The sequence below is a fragment of the Enterococcus sp. AZ126 genome (genome assembly GCF_051714545.1).
Taxonomy (GTDB): domain Bacteria; phylum Bacillota; class Bacilli; order Lactobacillales; family Enterococcaceae; genus Enterococcus_L.
Window position 1 is genome coordinate 1,738,691 of sequence record NZ_JBIOSB010000001.1, and the last position, 20,010, is coordinate 1,758,700.

The following is a 20,010-nucleotide window of genomic DNA, read 5'->3' on the forward strand; positions in this document are numbered from 1 at the left end:
TTAACTAGCTTAAAGATATCGCTATTTTTCCGTCAACCTATAGCCTTTACTTCTTGTAGTTTTAATTATAAATTCATTACTTTCTTCTATTTTCGCTCGCAAATGAAAAATAACATTCGAAATCCTAAAATTCGAATCCTCTTTATCGTAGTCTATTTTAGGCCAGATCTTTTTAAAGATATCTTCATAACTCAACGTTTCATCAAAATGACTAAATAGCAGATGAATAATTTTATATTCATTTCGAGTCAGTTGTTTTTCTTTTCCATTTATAAGGACAGATTGATTCGTTGTACTGAGAAAAGAAGAATAGTTTTTTCCAAGAGTAAGCTTTGTTTCTTGCTGTTGAACGCGAGAGAGTGTATTCTTAATTACATACGAGCGTTTTTTTAATTTCTCATAAGAAGTGAATATATCATTTGCTCCTAATTTAAATAAAATATCTTGCTCTTGTTCTAACAATTCAGGGATCAATATCCATATAAATACACTAGGATTCAATTTCGAATGTAATAACCAGTTAATAGTTTCAGCCAGTCGGTTATCGTTGTTTAAATTAACAATCAATCCATCTACATGATAAAATTGTTTTTTATCATTGAATGAAACTAATTGATAACGTTCTTCTGGAAATAACTGTGTCAATTTTTGTTCTAACTCTTTTTGATCTGATAAAATGCCAATTTTTGACACATCATTCACTCCTTTTCCATTTATTAAACAATAATATTCTATCTTTTTTTATCAAAATTCTATAAAAAAATTATCTTAATTGTTTCTTGGAATTTTATATACTAAGTAATCAACTGTAAAATCAAGTTAGGTAAGTTATTCAACTGCTTTTTTGACTATAAATGACGGCTTAAAAATAAAAAGAAAAATAAAAAAGCATCTGTTTTAAAAAAAAACAATACTACATAGTTCATATTTTTTATAAAACACCAAATATAGAAAACGCTACCAAAAAAGAGTATGGCAAAAAGCCATAAATAAAAACGACTGTTTTTTTATTTACTCTTTCAACTGTATTTTTTTATTTTGCTTGATCCATCTGTGCAATCACTCGTTGTCGACTTTCAATCAACGAGTCTGTATAAACATCCAATGTCGTCTGGGTGGAACTATGTCCTAATAATTTGCTTACGGAAGCGACATCCCCGTTGGTCTCAATACATCGCGTCGCAAAAGTATGCCTTAATTGATGAAAATGCACGGAAATAATCCCACATTTCTTTCGAATTTTGTGGAAATAATAGGTCAATAGTCTTGGCTCACACGGGGTACTTTTATTCGAACAGACATATCTACTTGTGGTTTTTCTCTTCCATTTTTTTAAGTATTTATACAATGTATGACTTATCGGGACTATTCTGTCGGAACAGTCCGTTTTTGAACGATCAAAAATCAATTGTGTGCGTTCCCCTCCTCCTATGATAGGCACACGTTGCAATGTTTGGTGGACATGAATCGTTCGGCGCTCTAAATCAATATCCTCCCAGCGTAATGCAGCGATTTCTCCAATACGAAGTCCTGCATTCAGCGCTAACAAAACGGGTAATCCTTTATACAGCGGTAATGCTTTGACGTTTGTTTCTAATTTAGTTTGTTGGGCTCTGGTTAATGCTTTTGCATGGACTTTTTGCTTTTTGGGCAATCGAATTCGCTGACAGGGGGTTTGGATGATCCGTTCTTGTTCATAGGCCTCATTTAATGATTTTTTGATGATCTGATACAATACATGAATGGTGGTCGGCTTCAAACCCTGATATTGCCACTGATCAATCAGTTTTTGTAGCTGTTCGCTCGTTAGTTCATTTAACGAAATCAGTCCGATCGTTGGAAACACATATTTTGTCAATTTATAAAGATATGTGCTGTAAGTAGCACTTTTTAGACAATGTTGGTGTTGCGTCAGCCACTGAAGAGTCCATTCCTCATAAGTACACGTACTTTCTCCACGGAGTTGAACAATGGTTTGGTACTTCAATTTATAAGAATATAAGCGATTTTTCACTTCAGTATATGTTTTTCCATAAAGATAGCCATATTTTAACTGGCCATTTTCTTTACGTCCTTTTTTATAACGGCCTTCCCAACGACCATCTTTTCGTTTATAGATATTTTCACCTTTACGTGCCATGTGATTCTTCCTTTCTTGACGGCTTATTTGACGGCATTAAAATAAGTAAAGCAAAGTCTTGTTAATAAAGGGTTATCGACGTTTTTTATGAAACATATAAAAAAACTATTGTATTTTCCATTTTTTTTATCTATAATTAATAAAGAAATCACAATATTTTACTTAGTATATAAAATTCCAAGACATAAATCTTTCTCTCATTTACGTCTATTTATAAATTTCAATGAACTCACAAGAGAGCTATTTTGCTTAAAATAGCTTATTTTTGTGTCTTTTCGGGTTTATATTCTAAATTCTATCTATAATTATTTCATTCAAAAAACATTATGACAAAATATCATTTTATTATACTATTCATATAAATCATTCATAATTATACAAAATTATACTTTTCTTATACTTTATATATCATTTTTTTGGGACACGATGATTAGCCACTAAAAAAAGAAGCTAAGATATAACTCGTAGAGTTATGTCCTAGCCTTAAGAAATCCGAATAAATAGTGTGAGTAGAAGCAACGCCTTCTAAACTAGAAGCACTTTAATGAATCGTTGTTCTTTCCTTCATATTCAACATAATAATCTGCTAATGTGGTTTAGTTCCGCCCCTTTGTGTAACTGTCCCTTTCAAAAGAACTACTTGCTATGTTTCCAAAACGTTTGACTCTCTGAAAATTTTATCGCATTTGTTGTGGTTATTACGACCACATTGAATAGTTCATACCCTTATACTTTTGATTGCAGCGAATTTCAACTCTTCACACTATTTTAGACAAAAAATTGGTTTATCTAGAATAGTGCAGCGGTATACCAACTTTATGTTATTACATTATCAAAAACTGTACTATTGATTAACACATCGTGAGACTCATTTTGTATGCTCATCGCTAAGTATGGAAGTAGCTGCTTTATTTCTCTGGATACATTTGATCCGCTAATTTTTCTATTCCTTCTAATGATTGATAGCCATAGCCAAACATATAATTATAATCAACCGCATAAATTTGTTTATTTTTAACTGCTTTCATACTAGAAAGTTTTTTATTTTTCAGTACAGAATCAATCATTTTTTCACCGGAGATTCCGCCTTTCATCGTTTGCCAATCGGCCACGATCAAGACATCAGGATCTGTTTCAATCAATTTTTCCACGCTGACTTCGCCTTTTTCCTCTTTAAAGACATTATCCAATTTTACCATTTTAAAAATATCGTTGAAAAATGTTTCGTTGTGAGCAGGATAGACATATAATTCGGCTGGATCTGTTGTATGAAGATAGGCAAAGGTTTGATCGTCTTTGATTTTAGTTAATTTTTTATCTAAGGTTGCTTGACGTTCTTTCAGCTCAGATTTGAATTCATCCGCTTTATTCGTTACATTGAAGACTTTGCCTAAATTATCAATATCATCATAAATCGAGTCAAACGTACCGTTCGTTACAGAAGAGTTCAATACGAAGGTTTTTATTCCCATGTCATTAAGTGTATCAACGGTACCTACACCCCAATCTTGATTATCAAATAATCCACCTCGCCCGTATACTAAATCTGGATCAACGCTTAAAGCCACTTCTTTGCCAATATAGTCCGTTGATAAATGATTCAATTCATTAAACTCTTTTTCGACTGATTTATCTGGCTCACCGAAAACAGCACCTACACCGACAATTTTATCTTTTAATCCTAAATGCAATAAAAGTTCTGCGGCAGGCTGTGTGTTCGCTAAAACTCTTTCAGGTGCTTTATCAAACGTTTGATCTTTCTTTTGCCAACTTTCTGCGCCTTCTGCTTTGGAAAAGTTCTGAATCGTTATAGGATACCCTTCACTTTTTGGGGTTTCAACAGTTTTTTGTTCTTTTGGACTACAAGCTGTCAACATTGTAAAACCTAATAAACTAAGAATAAGTGCTTTTTTCATTTTTTTCGCTTCCTCTACATATAAATTTAAATATAATCACTAGTCCAACGAATAGGCAAACCCTATACGATGCGTCACGGGATTTTGATAAATCGTACATTTGACGCTATATATTTCTTCGATCAATTCAGCTGTAAATAAGTCTTCTGGTTTTCCTTCAGCAATTATTTTTCCCGCTTTCATCGCATAAATATAATCACAATAATGTGCGGCTAATTCTAAATCATGAAGTGCGGCTAAAACACCAATTCCAAGATTTTTCACACAACTTAATATTTCTAGTTGATAGCGAATATCCAAATGATTGGTCGGCTCATCCAGTATCATATAGCTAGGTTGCTGTGCAATCGTTCGAGCTAAAATCACACGTTGCTTTTCACCACCAGATAATGACAAGAAACTTCGATCAGAATAGCTGGTCAAATTCGTCTTAGCCAACGCATCCATCACAATCTCAATATCTTCTTGTGTATCCGATTCTAATAATTTTTTATGCGGTGTTCGACCTAATAAAACCATTTGAAAAACGCTTAAATCAAAATTCAATTCATTGAATTGATTCACTACGCCTAATTTTTGAGCTACTTTTTTTTCAGAAACAGCTAAAAGATCCAATTCATCTAAAAACACACGACCCGCTTTTGGCTTAATTCCTTTATAGATTCCTTTTAACATCGTTGATTTACCACAGCCATTCGCTCCGATGATCCCCACAAATTGTTTCTTTTGCGTTTGAAAAGAGATGCTTTTAACGATCGATTCTTGCCCAATCAATATTTCTAAGTCTTTTACAGTTAATTCCATTGTTAGCCTCCGAAATTGTAGCCTTTTTTGACAATAATGTAGATGAATAACGGTGCACCGATCACTGATGTAATAATTCCAATCGGCAGTTCAACACTTGGAATCATGATTCGTGACAGTAAATCAGCCCAAATCATAAAAAGAGAACCCGACAATGCCACGATCGGTAGCAGCTGTTTATGATTTGACCCGATAAACCCACGTACGATATGAGGAATAATCAATCCCACAAAACCGATCATACCAGAATAGGCTACAATCACACCCGTCAAAAGAGCAGCTAAAAGTAAATATAATTGACGGTATTTGCTCAAAGGAACACCTAGCGTAATTGCCGCTTCATCGCCTAATAACATGACATTCAAAATACGATGTTGGAATAAGAAGAAACCTGTGATCACAATAACCGTGATCGATAAAACAGCCAGCTTGTTCCAACTCGCAGAAGCCAAACTCCCCATTGCCCAAAAGGTTACGGTCTTCATGCCTTCAGCGTTATTCGCAAGATACACAATAAAGCTAGAAATAGAGCTGCACAATGCGCCAATCACTGAACCCGATAGAACCAATTTGATCGACGTCATCCGACCACCGATTCCTGATAAAATAAGTACACCAAAAGCCGCTGCCATCGCACCGACAAAGGCACCAAAAGCCAAGCCAAATTGTGCAAAAATACTTCCCGTGCCAAATCCAACTAAAATGGCAAAGGTCGCTCCCAATGAAGCGCCAGAAGAAATACCTAGAATATACGGATCAGCTAAAGGATTTTGAACAACAGCCTGCATTACAGCACCCGTTATTGCCAACCCCATTCCCACAAAAACAGCTAGGATCACTCTTGGCGTCCGAACAAACCAAATAATGTTTACTGCAGAGTTACTGGTGATTCCATCAAGGGATCCAAGTCGTCCGCCAGATAACTTAGTTAAAAGTATCTGAAATACATCTTCCATCGAAATATTCGCTTGTCCATTAATCAATGAATAGAGAATCGAAAAAAAGATCAATAGTACTAATAATAATAGAATCCACGGAAAAAGATGTTGATTTTTAGTCTTGGATTTTGTATTACTTACCTTGATTACCTGCAAAAAAATACGCCTCCTGTATATCTGAGCTACCCATTGTTTTCACTCATCTTTGCTATTTTCTCAGACAATTGTGTTGTCCATTGTTCCACCGGTTTTCGACGACTTGTCGGTAGTTTCACCTTTTCCTCTACTGCGCTGATATCAAGTAAACCGATGATTTGTCGATTAGTTTCCACACCGACTGCTTGTTTGAATACTTCGTCAAAAATCACTGGGATCGTCCGCCAAGTGACACCGATTTTTTTGGGCCAAGCCGCTAGTTGAAAATTTTGGATAAAGGCTGAAACGGCCCCAATTGCTTCCAAGTTCAATTTTTCACTTTCATGTATGGGCGCTGTGACAATCAATGTCACAGGGACATCCAGAAAATACTCTTGTGTTCTTTTTTTAGCAGTTGCTAGATTTTTCTGATCGTAACGTGCCCAAATGTCTAATCTATCATAGCTTTCCATAATTTTTTCTACAAATAACTGACGATCTGCTGTATCCTTAATGATAATTACATCCCAAGGCTCTTCTTTCGAATGATAAGGGGCATAACTGGCGCTTCTTAATAGTTCATCTATAACTTCCATAGAAATCGCTTGATCCGATAATGTTCGAATTGTTCGGCGCTCTCTAATGACTTGTTCGATTGATTCAATATCCATCATTTACTCCTATTCTTTTGTCATTATATATTTGGTAGCTCTGTAGAATAAAACTTCGTATTAATTGAAATTGAAAATCATTCTCAATTAGAATTTAAGAGTACCATTTCACTATTTTTTTTGCAAGTTTCTTTTTCATTTTGAGAGCATAAAACTTTACTTATTTTAGACTATAGAATGTTCTTCTATCTAAACAAATAGGCAGCTACTTTTGAGAGAATATTTTCAGTTCGTCAATACATAGGAATGAATGTATTTGCCTTAAAATTCTTTTCTGCTTACAAAAAAACTATAGCTAAAATCGTTAGATCCGATTTTAGCTATAGTTTAACTTTTATACGATCAACTCTTAATTGATTTTGCGTAACTGGAAGAACGAAACAAATTCGCCAATTCCCATAAAAATAAGAATACCACCAAATAATTGGAAAAGTACCAATAAACTGCTGAATGGATTAAACGTTAAAACTAATCCAGCAATAATTAAAATCACACTGTAAATCAACATTGGTAACCAGCTGACATTTACATATGCACGTATATTCACAGCTTGAATTGCACGAATGACTCCAACAATTACAATTATTAAACCTAAGAAAATCGGTAAAATACTTACAATTCCTTTTGCAAACACAAGTACGATCCCTGCAATCACTAATAACACAATTCCACCTAGAAAGCTCATGCCATAGGTACCTGTTGCCTTTTTCACTTTAAACCCATCATAAAGATTTAAAACACCCATAATCGCAATATACGCTGATATAAAATAGACAGCTACTTGAAATACACTTCTTGGATTAAACAAAATCAATAATCCAAAAATCATATACACAATTCCACGTAACAGTGCATATTTTCTTAGTTGCTCCATAACGTTATTCATTAGTATCTCCTCCAGTAAAACTTTACTTGATTCTAACTTATATTGTATCGAATTTCTTAAAATAAAACGAATAATATGAATTATTTACTGTTATTTTTATGAACTATGATAGATTAATTAGCTATATTTGAGAGGTATATCTTTTATAGGATACGTTTTAAATATAGTTGATTGCTATTTAAGGATACTGATTTAGCAAAACTAAACTGCTTGTATTAGTTCTGAATGGAACTAGACTTGTTAGAAGTGGTTAGTATGAAAGCTTATATTAGTATTTTAATTTACTAGGTCTATATAGAGCTAGACATAAAAACGGCTATGGAAAATCCAAACGAATCATATTTCAATCCACTAGCTCTATACAGAGCTAGACAATTTGACCCAATAGCGTTGGGTAAATGGGAAGTAATTTCAATCCACTAGCTCTATACAGAGCTAGACGAGAGAAAAAGGAGATCATTAAAATGACTAAATCAATTTCAATCCACTAGCTCTATACAGAGCTAGACGTGCTTTTGGCATCGCACGGTGTTGCCTCTTAGCAGGATTTCAATCCACTCGCTCTATACAGAGCTAGACTGCCTGAATTATTCCTTAACGGGACTGTTGGCTATATTTCAATCCACTAGCTCTATACAGAGCTAGACAGATACATACGAGTTAGAGGTGTACCCGAGATAGATTTCAATCCACTAGCTCTATACAGAGCTAGACTGATATCACTCATTTTTGTCATCCTTTCTTTTGGATTTCAATCCACTAGCTCTATACAGAGCTAGACTTGCTTCCGTTTGGGTTTTTGTCTTGTTGACCCATTTCAATCCACTAGCTCTATACAGAGCTAGACTTAGTACAATTATTGAACAAATGGTTTTTGAGAAAATTTCAATCCACTAGCTCTATACAGAGCTAGACTAAAACGCTAAGCGAACAGGCTCAAATAGAAAAAATTTCAATCCACTAGCTCTATACAGAGCTAGACGAGTTCACGCACAATGTTGATAAACCAGAAGAAAAATTTCAATCCACTAGCTCTATACAGAGCTAGACGTAATTAGTGATACACTTCTAACCAGGTAAAAAGTATTTCAATCCACTAGCTCTATACAGAGCTAGACCTTATCGAGCGATATTATGGACGCTGAACAAGCTATTTCAATCCACTAGCTCTATACAGAGCTAGACATATTCGATTGGTCAGATACAGGCGTTGACTTGGAATTTCAATCCACTAGCTCTATACAGAGCTAGACCGTGAAAATGGCAAAAATATATAACATATTTTTGTTATTCCACAAAATAATATTTTTAAAATTAAATTTAAATGAGAAAAGAGCCTTTCTTTGCTGAAAAACAGTTAAATTATGGTGCGAATCTCCCAGTAATTTCATGTGCACTTAGGGTTCGCACCAAATTATATTTACTCTTTTAAAATATCAATGGTGCTTCTACATCAAAGCTTTCCTTTGCACCTATATGCTCTACTTTATTTTGATAATTATTGCCTAATCGATATATACGCAAACTATCTAACTCTTCATCAATTAAATCAATCAATTCGTTTTTTAATTTCACTAACTCAGTTGCATCAACAACACATTCAAAAACAGAGTTTTGAACCCGTTGTCCGTAGTCTTGGCATTTCTTTGCTACTTTTCTCAAACGACGAGGACCATTTTTCGAACTGGTCGCTACATCATAGGTAATCAATATCAACATTTAACGTCACTACTTTCCTAATTTAAGCTAGTCCACAAAGTTTTGTAATCACTTGTGCCAACACGCCACTTACCGTATTTTGAAAAAGATCAGAAAGAAATTCAGTTTTATGCGCTCTAATTACTGCTTCAAATTTACTGGTATTTTCTTCTTTAGCTGCCAGCAAAGCTTCTTGACTTGCTTGTTTTACTGGGCTGTCGATTTTAATTGTTGCTATAATTTTTTCTAATGAATCTTCTATTACTGGCCAGTCATAGGTTTCCATCGTTTCATTTTGTACAGATGTATCCATCTTACTTTTTGAAGTAGCTGATTGAATGGAACTATTTGTCATATCTCGGCCTACCTTAAATGAATGATCATCTGTTTGATTAAAACTTTCTGTAATATGATTCGTTTGAGAATGATCTTGTTGAACCCCAAAATTCACATTACTATGGCTTCCATTAAACACCTGCTGATCCCCATTCAATATTTTTTGTTCTGCTATATTTATAGTATAGTCACCGTGTTTACTATTAAATGCCGCTTCAATCAATGATTTCACTTGATCTAAAAATGTTTTATCTTTGAACATCAAACGATATGTCTGCCCTGAATTCAAAATAAAGAATAAATAAATTCTATTTTCCATGTATTTCTGATAAACGAAGAAAATATACCCACCAGAAATAAGTAATCCCACTATTCCAATCGTTTTAAAATTTTCGCTAAATAATCCAACAAATGAAATTAGCAAAAGAATAATGATCCATTTAGAGATTTTAAATTTTAATTTACCATCATAAATTTGCGAAATATTGCTTAGTTGCATCGTCATATCTTTGAATTTCAACAAATTATCCTTTATTGTTAATTGTTCTGTGATTATTTCTTTATCTGATGTTCCAAAAATTTTGCCAAGTTCTTCATTCATTCTAAAAACTCCTTTTCTTACTCCATTATAGTAGCTACTTACCAACTTAAAACAATCATCACTTCCATAAAAATGGGGGATAGCCATCTAAATCATCTCTTAAAAAACGACTTAAAAGCAAAGCTTGAACATAAGGGACTAACCCCCAATTGATTTTTTCTCCTAAAAATGGATGCTGAATGCTTTCTTGCTTCTTTTCTTGCCAATGCTGAAAGAATCTTCGTCTGCCTTCATCCGTCAAAATAACAGCACCACTTTCTTTTTTAAGAAAATCTTTTCCAGTGATCATTTTCTTGTTAATCAACGTTAATACAAATCGATCCGCATAAATACCTCGTAGTTCTTCCATTAAATCTAATGATAAAGAAGCTCGTCCTGGGCGATCTTGATGCATAAACCCAACATAGGGATCAAGTCCGACCGTCTCTAAAGCGGCTGCACATTCTTGTGCCAGCAGAGTATACGCTAAAGAGAGCATAGCATTTACATTGTCTAAAGGTGGTCTGCGATTTCTACCATAAAAACCAAAATCAACTTTTTGCTGTAAAATCATTTGATCAAACAATAGAAAATAACGGTTTGCTGCTTGTCCTTCGATCCCTCTTAGTGATTCTAGATCTCCCACATGGCGAATATCACCAATATATTTTTTTAGTTCACCAGAAATCTGTTTAAACCGTTCAACATCTATCCGCATCGGATTATCTCTCGTTACTCGCTCTAACATCCAGCGCTGGTTATATAATTTACCAATAATAAAATGCTTTGCAATCGCCAAACTTGCTTCTTCGTTGTCAGATATACGATATTGTTTTTTTCGTAAGGTTACATTTCCAGTCGTTCCACCTGTGACCCGGCTGCCAAACTTTCCTGTCGTTGTTAAAAATGTCAGCCCAATATTTTTCTCAGCACATTTACGCATCAATGCTGGACTTGCCCCCAAATAACCAGTTGTTACGATTGCTTCTAGATTATGAAGAGGGACTCTTCCTAGCTTTGTCTCTGCTTTTAAAATAACAATATTTTCTCCATCTAAAGCTAAATACGTTTCAGGTGTTGTGACAAATAACGTATTCAATAACTTTCTCATTCACATAACCTCCGATCTAAATAGCCTTTGACGGTTTGAACATTCATCAGCTTAGGCAAACAGATATTTTGTAGAGAACATTTTTTACAGAAATTGCCTGTTTTTACTTTAGGTGTGTATCGTCTTTGCCAATATTGATGCATTTCTTCAACATTTTTTTGTAGTTCTTCACGTAAAGCTGGTGTAACCGCAATTTCTTCTCTACGTTTTGTTTCATGATAATATAAATATCCTTTAGGAACGTCACAGACTAGCATTTCTTCTAAGCAAACAGCTTGAGCCGTTAATTGTAAGATATCGCTAAGTTCCTGTTTCGGTTTGCCATGTTTGTACTCGATTGGAATAGGTGAAAAAGTGCCTATTTCTCCGTTTAAAGATACACCATTTGAGTCTTGAACAAATTCAACTACATCACAGATTCCAGTAATTCCTAGGGTTGGCGAATGGATAGGCAATGCACGAACAATCAAGTGATCTTTGCGCTTTTCTCTAATCGTCGGCTGATCTGCTTTTTCGTGTAAATATTGTCCTTCTAGTGTTAAAACATTTTCTTGCCATTGTTGTTCAATATGGATCAAGGCCCATTGTCGGCGGCAAAAAAGAAAATGCTGGATACCTGAAATCATTAAATAATCTTGTTCCTCATACATATCACAGACCTTCGATGACGGTGAGCTCGATTCCTTCTAGTGATTCCACCGTTACTCTGTAATCGTCAAATGATTTCGCGCGATCAACTTCAGGAATTTTTTCAATTTTTACTGAACGATGAACTTTTGCTGAAGAAGCTTTGCCCATCTTACTTGGATGTTCCCACCAGTAAACTTTTTCGACAGCCATACTACCATCTGGGCGAGCAGATGATGCGTCATTTTCGAATAAAGTGGTTAGAGCTTCTTTGATTTTTTCTGCATCATCCGTGGTGAAGCCCGTTTTTTCTGCTAGTTGAACGTTGATGCTGCCATTGAAGACATATACGCCGAAATCTACAAAGTGTTTGGTGCCCATGGTATCAGAACCTTTTTTATCTCCAGTAACGGAATTCACACTTTTGGTGATTTGCATCGTGTTGATATCGATCGGTTCTATACTTACAGCCGTCTGTATCGAAACAGGACCACGAACACCAACCGACAAATCAGAACCTTTAAACGCAAAGACTTGGCCAAAACTTCTAGTATCCATAAAGGTCTTACAAGCGACTTGTGCGTAACGATCGGCATCTTTTTTCTTATCTTTATTGATTGCTTCTAGTTCTTCAACTGCATCTGCCCGATCTTTTAAACTTTTAAACCCATCATCCGCACGAACATCAGACTGAACAAAAATGTGTTCCCCTAAGTCTTGTAGTCGATTACGAATTTTACGTTTGATTGCGACATCTGATATCTCACCAAAACCATCAAAATTTTGACGTGGTCGATTGCCATTTAATGGATCTCCATTTGGATTGGCGTTGGTTACTGATGTGATTACTTTAAAATCGATTTTGTGTGTTAAAACTGTCATGACTTATTCCTCCGTTTTCTCTTCTGTTTTTTTCTTCAAATCTGCTCGTTGACTATAGTAGCCTAATAAATATTTTCCGTCTAAAGCCTTATCTGTAAAATGTTCAAACTCAAAAGACTCACCAATTTCATCTAATAATTTTTGATAATAGCTTCCTTTACCTCTTAACCTTGCTTGATACGGAATCAAATTTTCTTGAATGATTTTCCATGTTTTTAATGGATGGTTACTAAATGCATTCATGTAACGAATAGCATTGGTACTTCTATTGATTCCTGCTTTATACAAAGCATATTCTTCCAAAACATCTGCCACTGCTAACATTCTCCCAAACAAATAACTGCGATCCGTTTCATTTTTATCTAATGCCACATTTTTTTCCTCCTCTTTAAAATTAAAGTGCTTTTTCATTACAGCACAAGCAATACTTAACGTTTTTTCCCATTCCCACTTTTCCATGCTTACTGGATTTGACGCTCTTTGCAAGAGAGTTCGAACTAGATTTATCGGAATCCTTTTTCCATCTACAACACAAGGAAATAGCTCATGAATTGTATTTTTTATCAGCGTATCACTCGCTCGCAAACCATAGACAGCTTCAGCGATATCCCTCAAAGATGGCGCTCCCCAAAAAGTGTAACGGTGCTTATTTTTGCTGCCATAAGTATGACGCCAGAAACAAGTTTGATGCCAGTCTTCAATTCGAGCAAAGTACTGTTCTTTTTCAATCGAGCGATAATAAAGAATTCCCATTCTGCCTGGAGTAGCTGCATCTAAAATCATGATGTAAATTGGCTCATGATAAGCAAGCTTCACGCTATAACCATTCAAGGCTTTTTTAAATAACTCAGAAAATTGCTGATGGGTCGTGTCTGGACTTAGTAAAATTTCTGCTTCTTCATCTTTGGCAAAAATAGCGTCAAAATCAAGAAAATCAGCACTTGATTCTTCTGGATTAGGAACATCGGTTTCTTTTCTCCCCCAAGTTAAAAAGACTCGCCCATCTAAAATAAATGCTTGTTTACCGATCAACCATTTTAATGCGTTATGTCCTTTTTGAGAGACTTCATAACTAATAGAAGCAACTTGATTTTTATCTGTAAAACGACCTTTATACGTGAAATTTACTGAATCATTACCAGAAATTATTTTTGCCATATCTCCGCCATAACGTACCTTTGAAGGATGATTTTCTGTCAGTGGCAACATTTCTCCTGTCACATAATCCAGCCCTTCATTTGTCAGTTCTTTTGTATAATAAGCGACAAATGAGTCAATGATTTCTGAATCGCCCCATAGCGGTCGTTTACCTGTCCCATGTTCTTGAACAGCAAATCGAACAAAAGAAGTTGCTTGTTCTCCAACTACTACACTAAATAGAGCTGGTTTCTCTCCAAGTTCTGCTTCAAGCTCTTTTGACCATTTGGGAATGAGTTGATGATTTTTCTCAACCATTACCCTCTCTTGTACTAGATCTTGAATTAGTCTACCTTTTTCTAAATAGCTTAAAACACTTTTAACGACCGGCTGAGAATAATCGGATTCACACCATGCCTTTAAGTTTTCTACATACATCTGATAAGAATTTTTCCCAGCTTTATTCTTTTTATAAATACCACCATATTCTTCAAAATCCCCAGCAACATAAACTAAGTTGTCATGGATTAAATGTGGTGCAGAAGTTGAGCCTGACCTTCCAGCAGATTCGATCGTTACTGGAATCATTGTTTGTGCCTCGTCTTTCGGCACGACACTTGCCGTATAAAATTCACCTTCTGGCGTTATTGTTACTTCGATTTGAGCGTTTTGGTAAGCATGTGCAATTGGTAAAAGAACAATTTCTTTACCATAAGATGTTCGTTGAACTTTTCCTACTTGCTCTACATTTTCTTCATACGTTCGGTATAAATCATTCAACCAACTCATCATTCAGCCTCCTGTTCCAAGGTTTCAAATAACTGATCGACGGATTCTATTTCTGAAGGTTCAATTATTTTTGCTTGCATCGCTCTAAGTGGTCGAACTAAGGTACATTCTTCTGGGCGTTGAAACTTAATAATCCCTTTTTTCATGATCGGTCGCCACAAACGAACAGCTAATTCCTCTTTTCCTGTCTCATCTGGATAAGATAATCCATGCACCATTGTGCCAAAATGCAGCTCCCCCTCGTAGTCATCATAATCACCATTGGCTGTACCAAAATCAACAGGTTCCACATATCCCTGACATTCTCTGGTTCCTAAAAAAATATCTCTGCGTCCACCTGCTTTGATTGAACGCTTTAAAATTTGATAATGTTTGTCTTCATTCCAATCGCCTTTTAAATCAGGACGATGTTGATTAAATTCAAAATGCACTTTCACTTCATAAACAGGCTTTTTCAAATACGTATAATACGCCAGATCACTGGCACTGCTGTCGTTGTATTTCATCGGCCGCATACCTTTAGATTCCATTTGAATTGATTTCATTATGCGAACTTCATCAATATAATAAACAATTGATGGTTTCCAGTAGATGCTTTCTGTGATTCCTTTTAGTGCTTGATACGTGGGAATTTGATAGGTCATTTTTTCACCACCCATTTTTGTCAAAGGATCCGTAAAAAGAGCATATTCTCCTTCAACTCTAAATGAGATTTGATTTTTATATTTCATCGTTGAGTCCTCCTTAATTTAAAAGCGGAATGGGCTCATTCAGTCTCGACTGGAAAATAGGAAAAATTGGCTGAGGTGTTCTTTACCTCACTCCATTTTTATCTTTTTCCCGAGAGACTAGCCCATGCAGCTAGATAATACTAAACTCCTAAATAACTGCTCGCAGCTTCAGCTTCTATATCTATACCAAATTTCAAATCGTATGCATTACTCGTAAGGGCTAAAATATCGCCATTCAATAACGGATAAATCCCCCCATTTTTTTGAAGTTCCATCAGTTCATGCTGAAAGACATTGACTATATATTGTTGTGCTTTTTTTAATGTCGGTGAATACTCTTCTGGTCTCAACTCCCCATTCAAATCAGCGATCAGCTCGTTCCCTTTTCCATATGGAACAAGTACTGAAGTTGTTGGACTATCAATGACTTGAAAATATTTCCCTACCGTTTTAGGACTACTTCTAAAAGCCAAAACAGGAGCAGATCCATGTGTTCGTTTATAATGTTCAAGTGCATTAGTGCCTTCACCTAATAAACTAAATAGATTGAGTGATGTCTTTTTTACGGGATAATTTAATTCATTCTTAAAACGAGCGTAATATTGATCAAAGTAGCGTTTTTGAACCGAATGAGAAAGTAGTTCCTTTTGCGCAACTTCACTTTTTTCTTTAAGAATAGCTAGCGTAATTTCTTGGCCTTGTTTGATCTCTGGTAAATGAGTCAGATTTTCAAGATCTGCTGAAAGATTGACTAGGTAGACGGGTTGTTGTCTGGTTTCTCCATGTCGATTACAACGTCCTGCCGCTTGAGCAACTGAATCTAAACCTGCTACTGAACGAATAACCGATTGAAAACTGATATCCACACCAGCTTCAATTAACTGTGTCGTGATACAGATCAGTTTTGTATCACGACTTTTCAGCTTTTCACGTAACTCGTCCAACAAATTTTTCCGATGCTTGGCGCACATCGAGGTGCTTAAATGATACAATTCAATAGTATCTAGTTGCTGATTCTCTAAATACTGATATAAACTTCGAACAGCTTTTTTTGTATTTAAAATAATCATCAGGTTATTCTTTTCGGCTAAAATTTCTTGGCTGAAAGTTCCTAACTTCTCAAGCGTCCATGCTTTATCCGTTGTCCGATCAATCACTTCTACTCGTTTAAATTTTGATTCTACTTCTGACAAATTGGAGACCATTTCACCATCAGATTCTTTCGCTAATGCTCTGCCTACATTTTCTAGAGATGGCTGAGTTGCTGTACACAAAATACTTGTCGTTGTACCGTAATTTTTTAAAAAATTCAAGCTCTCATTAAATAAATGCGTGCAGTTTGTAGGAACGCCTTGTGCTTCATCAAAAATAATCACTGCATTCGTTACGTTATGAAAACGGCGTGGATTTCGAGTTCCTCGACTATATATAGTATTTAGAAATTGCACCATTGTAGTAAAGATTATTGGGCTTTCCCAATTGTCTTTCATTAATGCTTGTTTTTGCTCCAACGCTTCTTTTTCTGCTTCTGACTCTTCCGACTGTCTTTCTTTGGTTTCTTCCTGATCCGTAAAAACATTGGAATGATGTTCTAATATATTGATCTCATCCTTTAAAATCTCTCGAATCGTCGCAGCGTTTTGTTCAATAATTGTTGTAAATGGCACAACATAAATAATGCGCTCCTTGCCATGTTTGATAGCATGATTCAATGCAAATCGTAAACTAGCTAACGTTTTACCGCCTCCTGTTGGAATCGAAAGAGTATAAATTCCGCTCTTTCTTTCAGCAAAGACTTTACACTGCTCAGACATCTGACTACGAAGTTGATTGATTGGTGTGTCAGCGGTAAATGTTGAAATATATTCTTCTAAACTTCGACTATAGGATTGAAGTAATGCATCATTTTCATGCTGTTTAAATTGTTTATTTTCTTCAAATAGCATCGTATTTGTTCTGTCCGCATCCAAAAGGCAACTATAGATGAATTTCAAAAGAAAAAACGTATCATTTTGTTTGACTCTGCTCTTTCCATCCGTTTGATAAAGCCCTTTCACTTCTTGTGTTGCTTCCAACAATAATCTCTGAAACTGTTCTTCTGAGATTACTTCTTGGAAAAAACGACTTTTGATTTGTTCATAATCGACAACCTCGATTTCATCTACTCGTCTAAGATAATCAGAAGTCGCTTCTCCTTCTGCGGTAAAAAAGTCTTGCAGCCCTCGGCTACTATGATGAGAAATAATCGCATTGCCTACTAGTTCAGCTAGGATATATGAAAATGGATCACGACTATTTTTGTGGCAATAATCAAAAAGAAGCTTCCCACCAGCTGTTGAATGATCGACACTACCGCGTGTTACGCTTTTCGGATCATCCACAGCTTTTTTCAAATACTCTTGGAATTCACTAGAAAACTTTCCTAAATCATGAAGTAAACCAGCTAAATAGCCCGTTTTTCTTAGCCCGATTTTTTCGCCCCAATCTGCACTTAGTTCGGCGCATTCTACTAGATGATTCTTTAATAATTGCTTTTCTTCATCTGATTTCCTTACATGTGCTACATACATACTTAAACTCCTTAATTATTTATCTTAGTGTTTTAAATACATTATATCACTTATGAAAAAAAGAACTATCTAAAATTTAAAATAGTTCAATTAATTTTTTTGATTGTAGAAAACAAGATAAATAATAAAATGAACAGTAACAACATAAACAAAACAGAAAGCTCAATTGAAACATTCAACTAGTTCAAAAAAGTTTTGTTATTTTCTCTTATATATAAGGAGCCTGATTTTCGTGTTATTTAATCTCTTTCCACAAAAAAATTCGTTGTGAATAAGCCACTCTTTATGTATAATGAAATGCATAGGATAGAAATAACTAACATTAAAAATAAATAAATTGGCTCTTCGTGGTCTGGCGCCAACCAAACCAGAAGCCTTGTTTAAACAGCAGTATCTGTAAAACAACTTTGCCAATAGCGTAAGGATCGATCTATTTTGTGTTGTGCACTTCTATAGTCACGACATAGTTCATAGTCTCTTTCTCTTGCCTATTTGTAGACGATTACAGGTCACCTGTAGATCGTCTTTTTTAATTTCTATCCTGCTAGATTTGAGACAAAGAAAAATAGGCACTTCATTGATCGGCGCCAACCGTTCAATGAAGCCCTGAATAGAAAGCAGTATCTCTCTATCCAAGTTGCCCATTTGCCAGTACCGTAGTATCAGCTTCTTTATTGTACCTAATTCTTGTAAGAATTTCTAGACACTTTTGAAATTTTTCTCTGAATGCTTAAAGAAATCCACTCCTTACTGGCATATTTCAACAATAGAGACGGACAGCTTTCCCCTTTTTCTTTTACTCTACATCAAAAATCAAACAGAGAAAAGGAGCATTACCATGGAAAATTCTACAATCTGTATCAAAACTGTCCCGTATCAAGAGATTCTAAACCTTCGTGATTCACTCGATCGTTTAGAATCTTGGAAAGAGCCGTTGGAAGTTCTAGAAAAGTATTTTACCAATCCAACTACGCCAATCAATAAAAAACGCTTAGTCAAACAATATTATGCTAGCGCAAAATTATTTGAGACGTTCAATAAAGAGTTTGAGTTACTGATAGCCGATTCACAAAAGCAATTAGCTACGATTATCCAAAATCAAACGTCTACCTCAATAAAGACTTCTCTATAAGTTTTAAATAGACGATTATTTCCAAATGGATTTTGTTTAAAAAAAGAGGCTAGGGATCCGAAAAACGCTTCTGTCCCAACCTCTTTCCCTATTATTATTTATAAACATTTTCCCTGCTCCTTGCCATGAACAGATTTAGTATTGTCTTACACACCCTAATGAAGCGCCTATTGAACGACTCACAGGATGATATTATCCTTCAAAATCTCCATATCCATGATCACTATCTTCCGATCCTTGATCTTGATAGCCCCTAAATCCTTCAACTGCTGCATCATCCGATTCACACTACTGGCAGAAGTGATCCCACAAAAATGAGCGATCTCTTCATTTGTCACCACAAAATCAATTAACAATCCATCGTCCACAGTAACACCAAACGTATCATATAATTCATAAACCTGAGTACAAACCGCACCAAATTTTCCATTCATTAACATCTGCTGCATCTTTTTCATCGAATACATCAAACGAACACGATAATAATCTTTCACGTACATCTGTAATTCTTTGCTTTGATTAATATCCTTCCAAAACTGAACCCGATCGATCTGATACAATTCTGCTTGCACTGACTCGATCCGAATATTAAACGGTGCATCAATAAACTGAGAATATTCATCTCTTAATAGAGACACGATTTCCAAACTATTGATATACCTGAGGTTGAACTCTCGACCATCTGGTGAAATAACGCTGGTTTTGATGATGCCGCTTTTCAAAATATAGGCATATCGATCTTGTAGTCCTTCATAAGTAAGATACGTCTTTTTTTTCTTAACTACTATTGGAAATGAATGTGCATCTAAGTATTCTTGTAACACATGACTGTCCATTTAGTAACTCCTCACCATTTTTTGAAAATTTTCTGTAAAAAAATCGCTACCCTTATTTAAGATGATAACACATTGAAAAGCAACAACAAAT

Annotated in this window: 17 protein-coding genes and 1 CRISPR repeat array; of the genes, 1 reads left to right on the forward strand and 16 read right to left on the reverse strand. The window is 35.3% G+C overall.

What is annotated here, in order from left to right:
* Positions 1 to 21: 21 nt before the first annotated feature.
* From IGI43_RS08340 to cas3, 15 genes are all read right to left on the reverse strand, one after another.
* The gene (locus IGI43_RS08340; protein ID WP_438757349.1) at positions 22 to 693 is read right to left on the reverse strand and encodes a winged helix-turn-helix domain-containing protein; all 672 of its coding nucleotides are present in this window, start codon (positions 691 to 693) and stop codon (positions 22 to 24) included.
* A 340-nt stretch (positions 694 to 1,033) separates the two neighbouring features.
* Positions 1,034 to 2,140 carry a tyrosine-type recombinase/integrase gene (locus IGI43_RS08345; protein ID WP_438757350.1) on the reverse strand — a complete coding sequence of 369 codons (1,107 nt, stop codon included), beginning with the start codon at positions 2,138 to 2,140 and terminating at the stop codon, positions 1,034 to 1,036.
* Between the two features lie 908 nt (positions 2,141 to 3,048).
* On the reverse strand, positions 3,049 to 4,056 hold the full coding sequence (locus IGI43_RS08350; RefSeq protein ID WP_438757351.1) for an ABC transporter substrate-binding protein: 1,008 nt from the start codon (positions 4,054 to 4,056) through the stop codon (positions 3,049 to 3,051).
* A gap of 39 nt (positions 4,057 to 4,095) precedes the next feature.
* Positions 4,096 to 4,860 carry an ABC transporter ATP-binding protein gene (locus IGI43_RS08355; RefSeq protein WP_438757352.1) on the reverse strand — a complete coding sequence of 255 codons (765 nt, stop codon included), beginning with the start codon at positions 4,858 to 4,860 and terminating at the stop codon, positions 4,096 to 4,098.
* Between the two features lie 2 nt (positions 4,861 to 4,862).
* A complete protein-coding gene (locus tag IGI43_RS08360) occupies positions 4,863 to 5,945 on the reverse strand; it encodes a FecCD family ABC transporter permease (protein ID WP_438758833.1) in 1,083 nt (360 codons plus the stop codon).
* Positions 5,946 to 5,980: 35 nt separating this feature from the next.
* Positions 5,981 to 6,604, reverse strand: a complete 624-nt coding sequence (locus IGI43_RS08365) for a nitroreductase family protein (RefSeq protein ID WP_438757353.1) — start codon at positions 6,602 to 6,604, stop codon at positions 5,981 to 5,983.
* Between the two features lie 349 nt (positions 6,605 to 6,953).
* Entirely contained in the window at positions 6,954 to 7,490 is a 537-nt protein-coding gene (locus IGI43_RS08370) for an HdeD family acid-resistance protein (RefSeq protein ID WP_438757354.1), read from the reverse strand.
* Between the two features lie 273 nt (positions 7,491 to 7,763).
* Positions 7,764 to 8,743: a CRISPR direct-repeat array (repeat unit 33 nt; unit sequence ATTTCAATCCACTAGCTCTATACAGAGCTAGAC).
* 175 nt (positions 8,744 to 8,918) lie between these two features.
* A complete protein-coding gene (cas2, locus tag IGI43_RS08375) occupies positions 8,919 to 9,209 on the reverse strand; it encodes a CRISPR-associated endonuclease Cas2 (RefSeq protein WP_438757355.1) in 291 nt (96 codons plus the stop codon).
* A gap of 22 nt (positions 9,210 to 9,231) precedes the next feature.
* Positions 9,232 to 10,125, reverse strand: coding sequence for a hypothetical protein (locus tag IGI43_RS08380; RefSeq protein WP_438757356.1), 894 nt, complete (start codon positions 10,123 to 10,125; stop codon positions 9,232 to 9,234).
* A gap of 58 nt (positions 10,126 to 10,183) precedes the next feature.
* The gene (cas1c, locus tag IGI43_RS08385; protein WP_438757357.1) at positions 10,184 to 11,215 is read right to left on the reverse strand and encodes a type I-C CRISPR-associated endonuclease Cas1c; all 1,032 of its coding nucleotides are present in this window, start codon (positions 11,213 to 11,215) and stop codon (positions 10,184 to 10,186) included.
* Positions 11,212 to 11,865 (reverse strand): CRISPR-associated protein Cas4, encoded by a 654-nt coding sequence (cas4, locus tag IGI43_RS08390; protein WP_438757358.1) that lies wholly within the window; start codon positions 11,863 to 11,865, stop codon positions 11,212 to 11,214. The genes cas1c and cas4 overlap by 4 nt, the downstream gene beginning before the upstream one ends.
* A gap of 1 nt (position 11,866) precedes the next feature.
* Positions 11,867 to 12,724, reverse strand: coding sequence for a type I-C CRISPR-associated protein Cas7/Csd2 (cas7c, locus tag IGI43_RS08395; RefSeq protein WP_438757359.1), 858 nt, complete (start codon positions 12,722 to 12,724; stop codon positions 11,867 to 11,869).
* Positions 12,725 to 12,727: 3 nt separating this feature from the next.
* Entirely contained in the window at positions 12,728 to 14,650 is a 1,923-nt protein-coding gene (gene cas8c, locus IGI43_RS08400; protein ID WP_438757360.1) for a type I-C CRISPR-associated protein Cas8c/Csd1, read from the reverse strand.
* Positions 14,650 to 15,381: a type I-C CRISPR-associated protein Cas5c gene (gene cas5c / locus IGI43_RS08405; RefSeq protein WP_438757361.1), complete on the reverse strand. Its 732-nt coding sequence runs from the start codon at positions 15,379 to 15,381 to the stop codon at positions 14,650 to 14,652. The genes cas8c and cas5c overlap by 1 nt, the downstream gene beginning before the upstream one ends.
* A 140-nt stretch (positions 15,382 to 15,521) precedes the next feature.
* Entirely contained in the window at positions 15,522 to 17,951 is a 2,430-nt protein-coding gene (cas3, locus tag IGI43_RS08410; RefSeq protein ID WP_438757364.1) for a CRISPR-associated helicase Cas3', read from the reverse strand.
* An 838-nt stretch (positions 17,952 to 18,789) separates the two neighbouring features.
* Here cas3 and IGI43_RS08415 point away from each other — a divergent pair.
* Positions 18,790 to 19,083 carry a hypothetical protein gene (locus IGI43_RS08415; RefSeq protein ID WP_438757365.1) on the forward strand — a complete coding sequence of 98 codons (294 nt, stop codon included), beginning with the start codon at positions 18,790 to 18,792 and terminating at the stop codon, positions 19,081 to 19,083.
* Between the two features lie 179 nt (positions 19,084 to 19,262).
* Here the strand turns inward: IGI43_RS08415 and IGI43_RS08420 are convergent, their stop codons facing one another.
* Complete coding sequence (locus IGI43_RS08420) at positions 19,263 to 19,919, reverse strand: Crp/Fnr family transcriptional regulator (RefSeq protein ID WP_438757366.1); 657 nt, start codon at positions 19,917 to 19,919, stop codon at positions 19,263 to 19,265.
* Positions 19,920 to 20,010 lie beyond the last annotated feature (91 nt).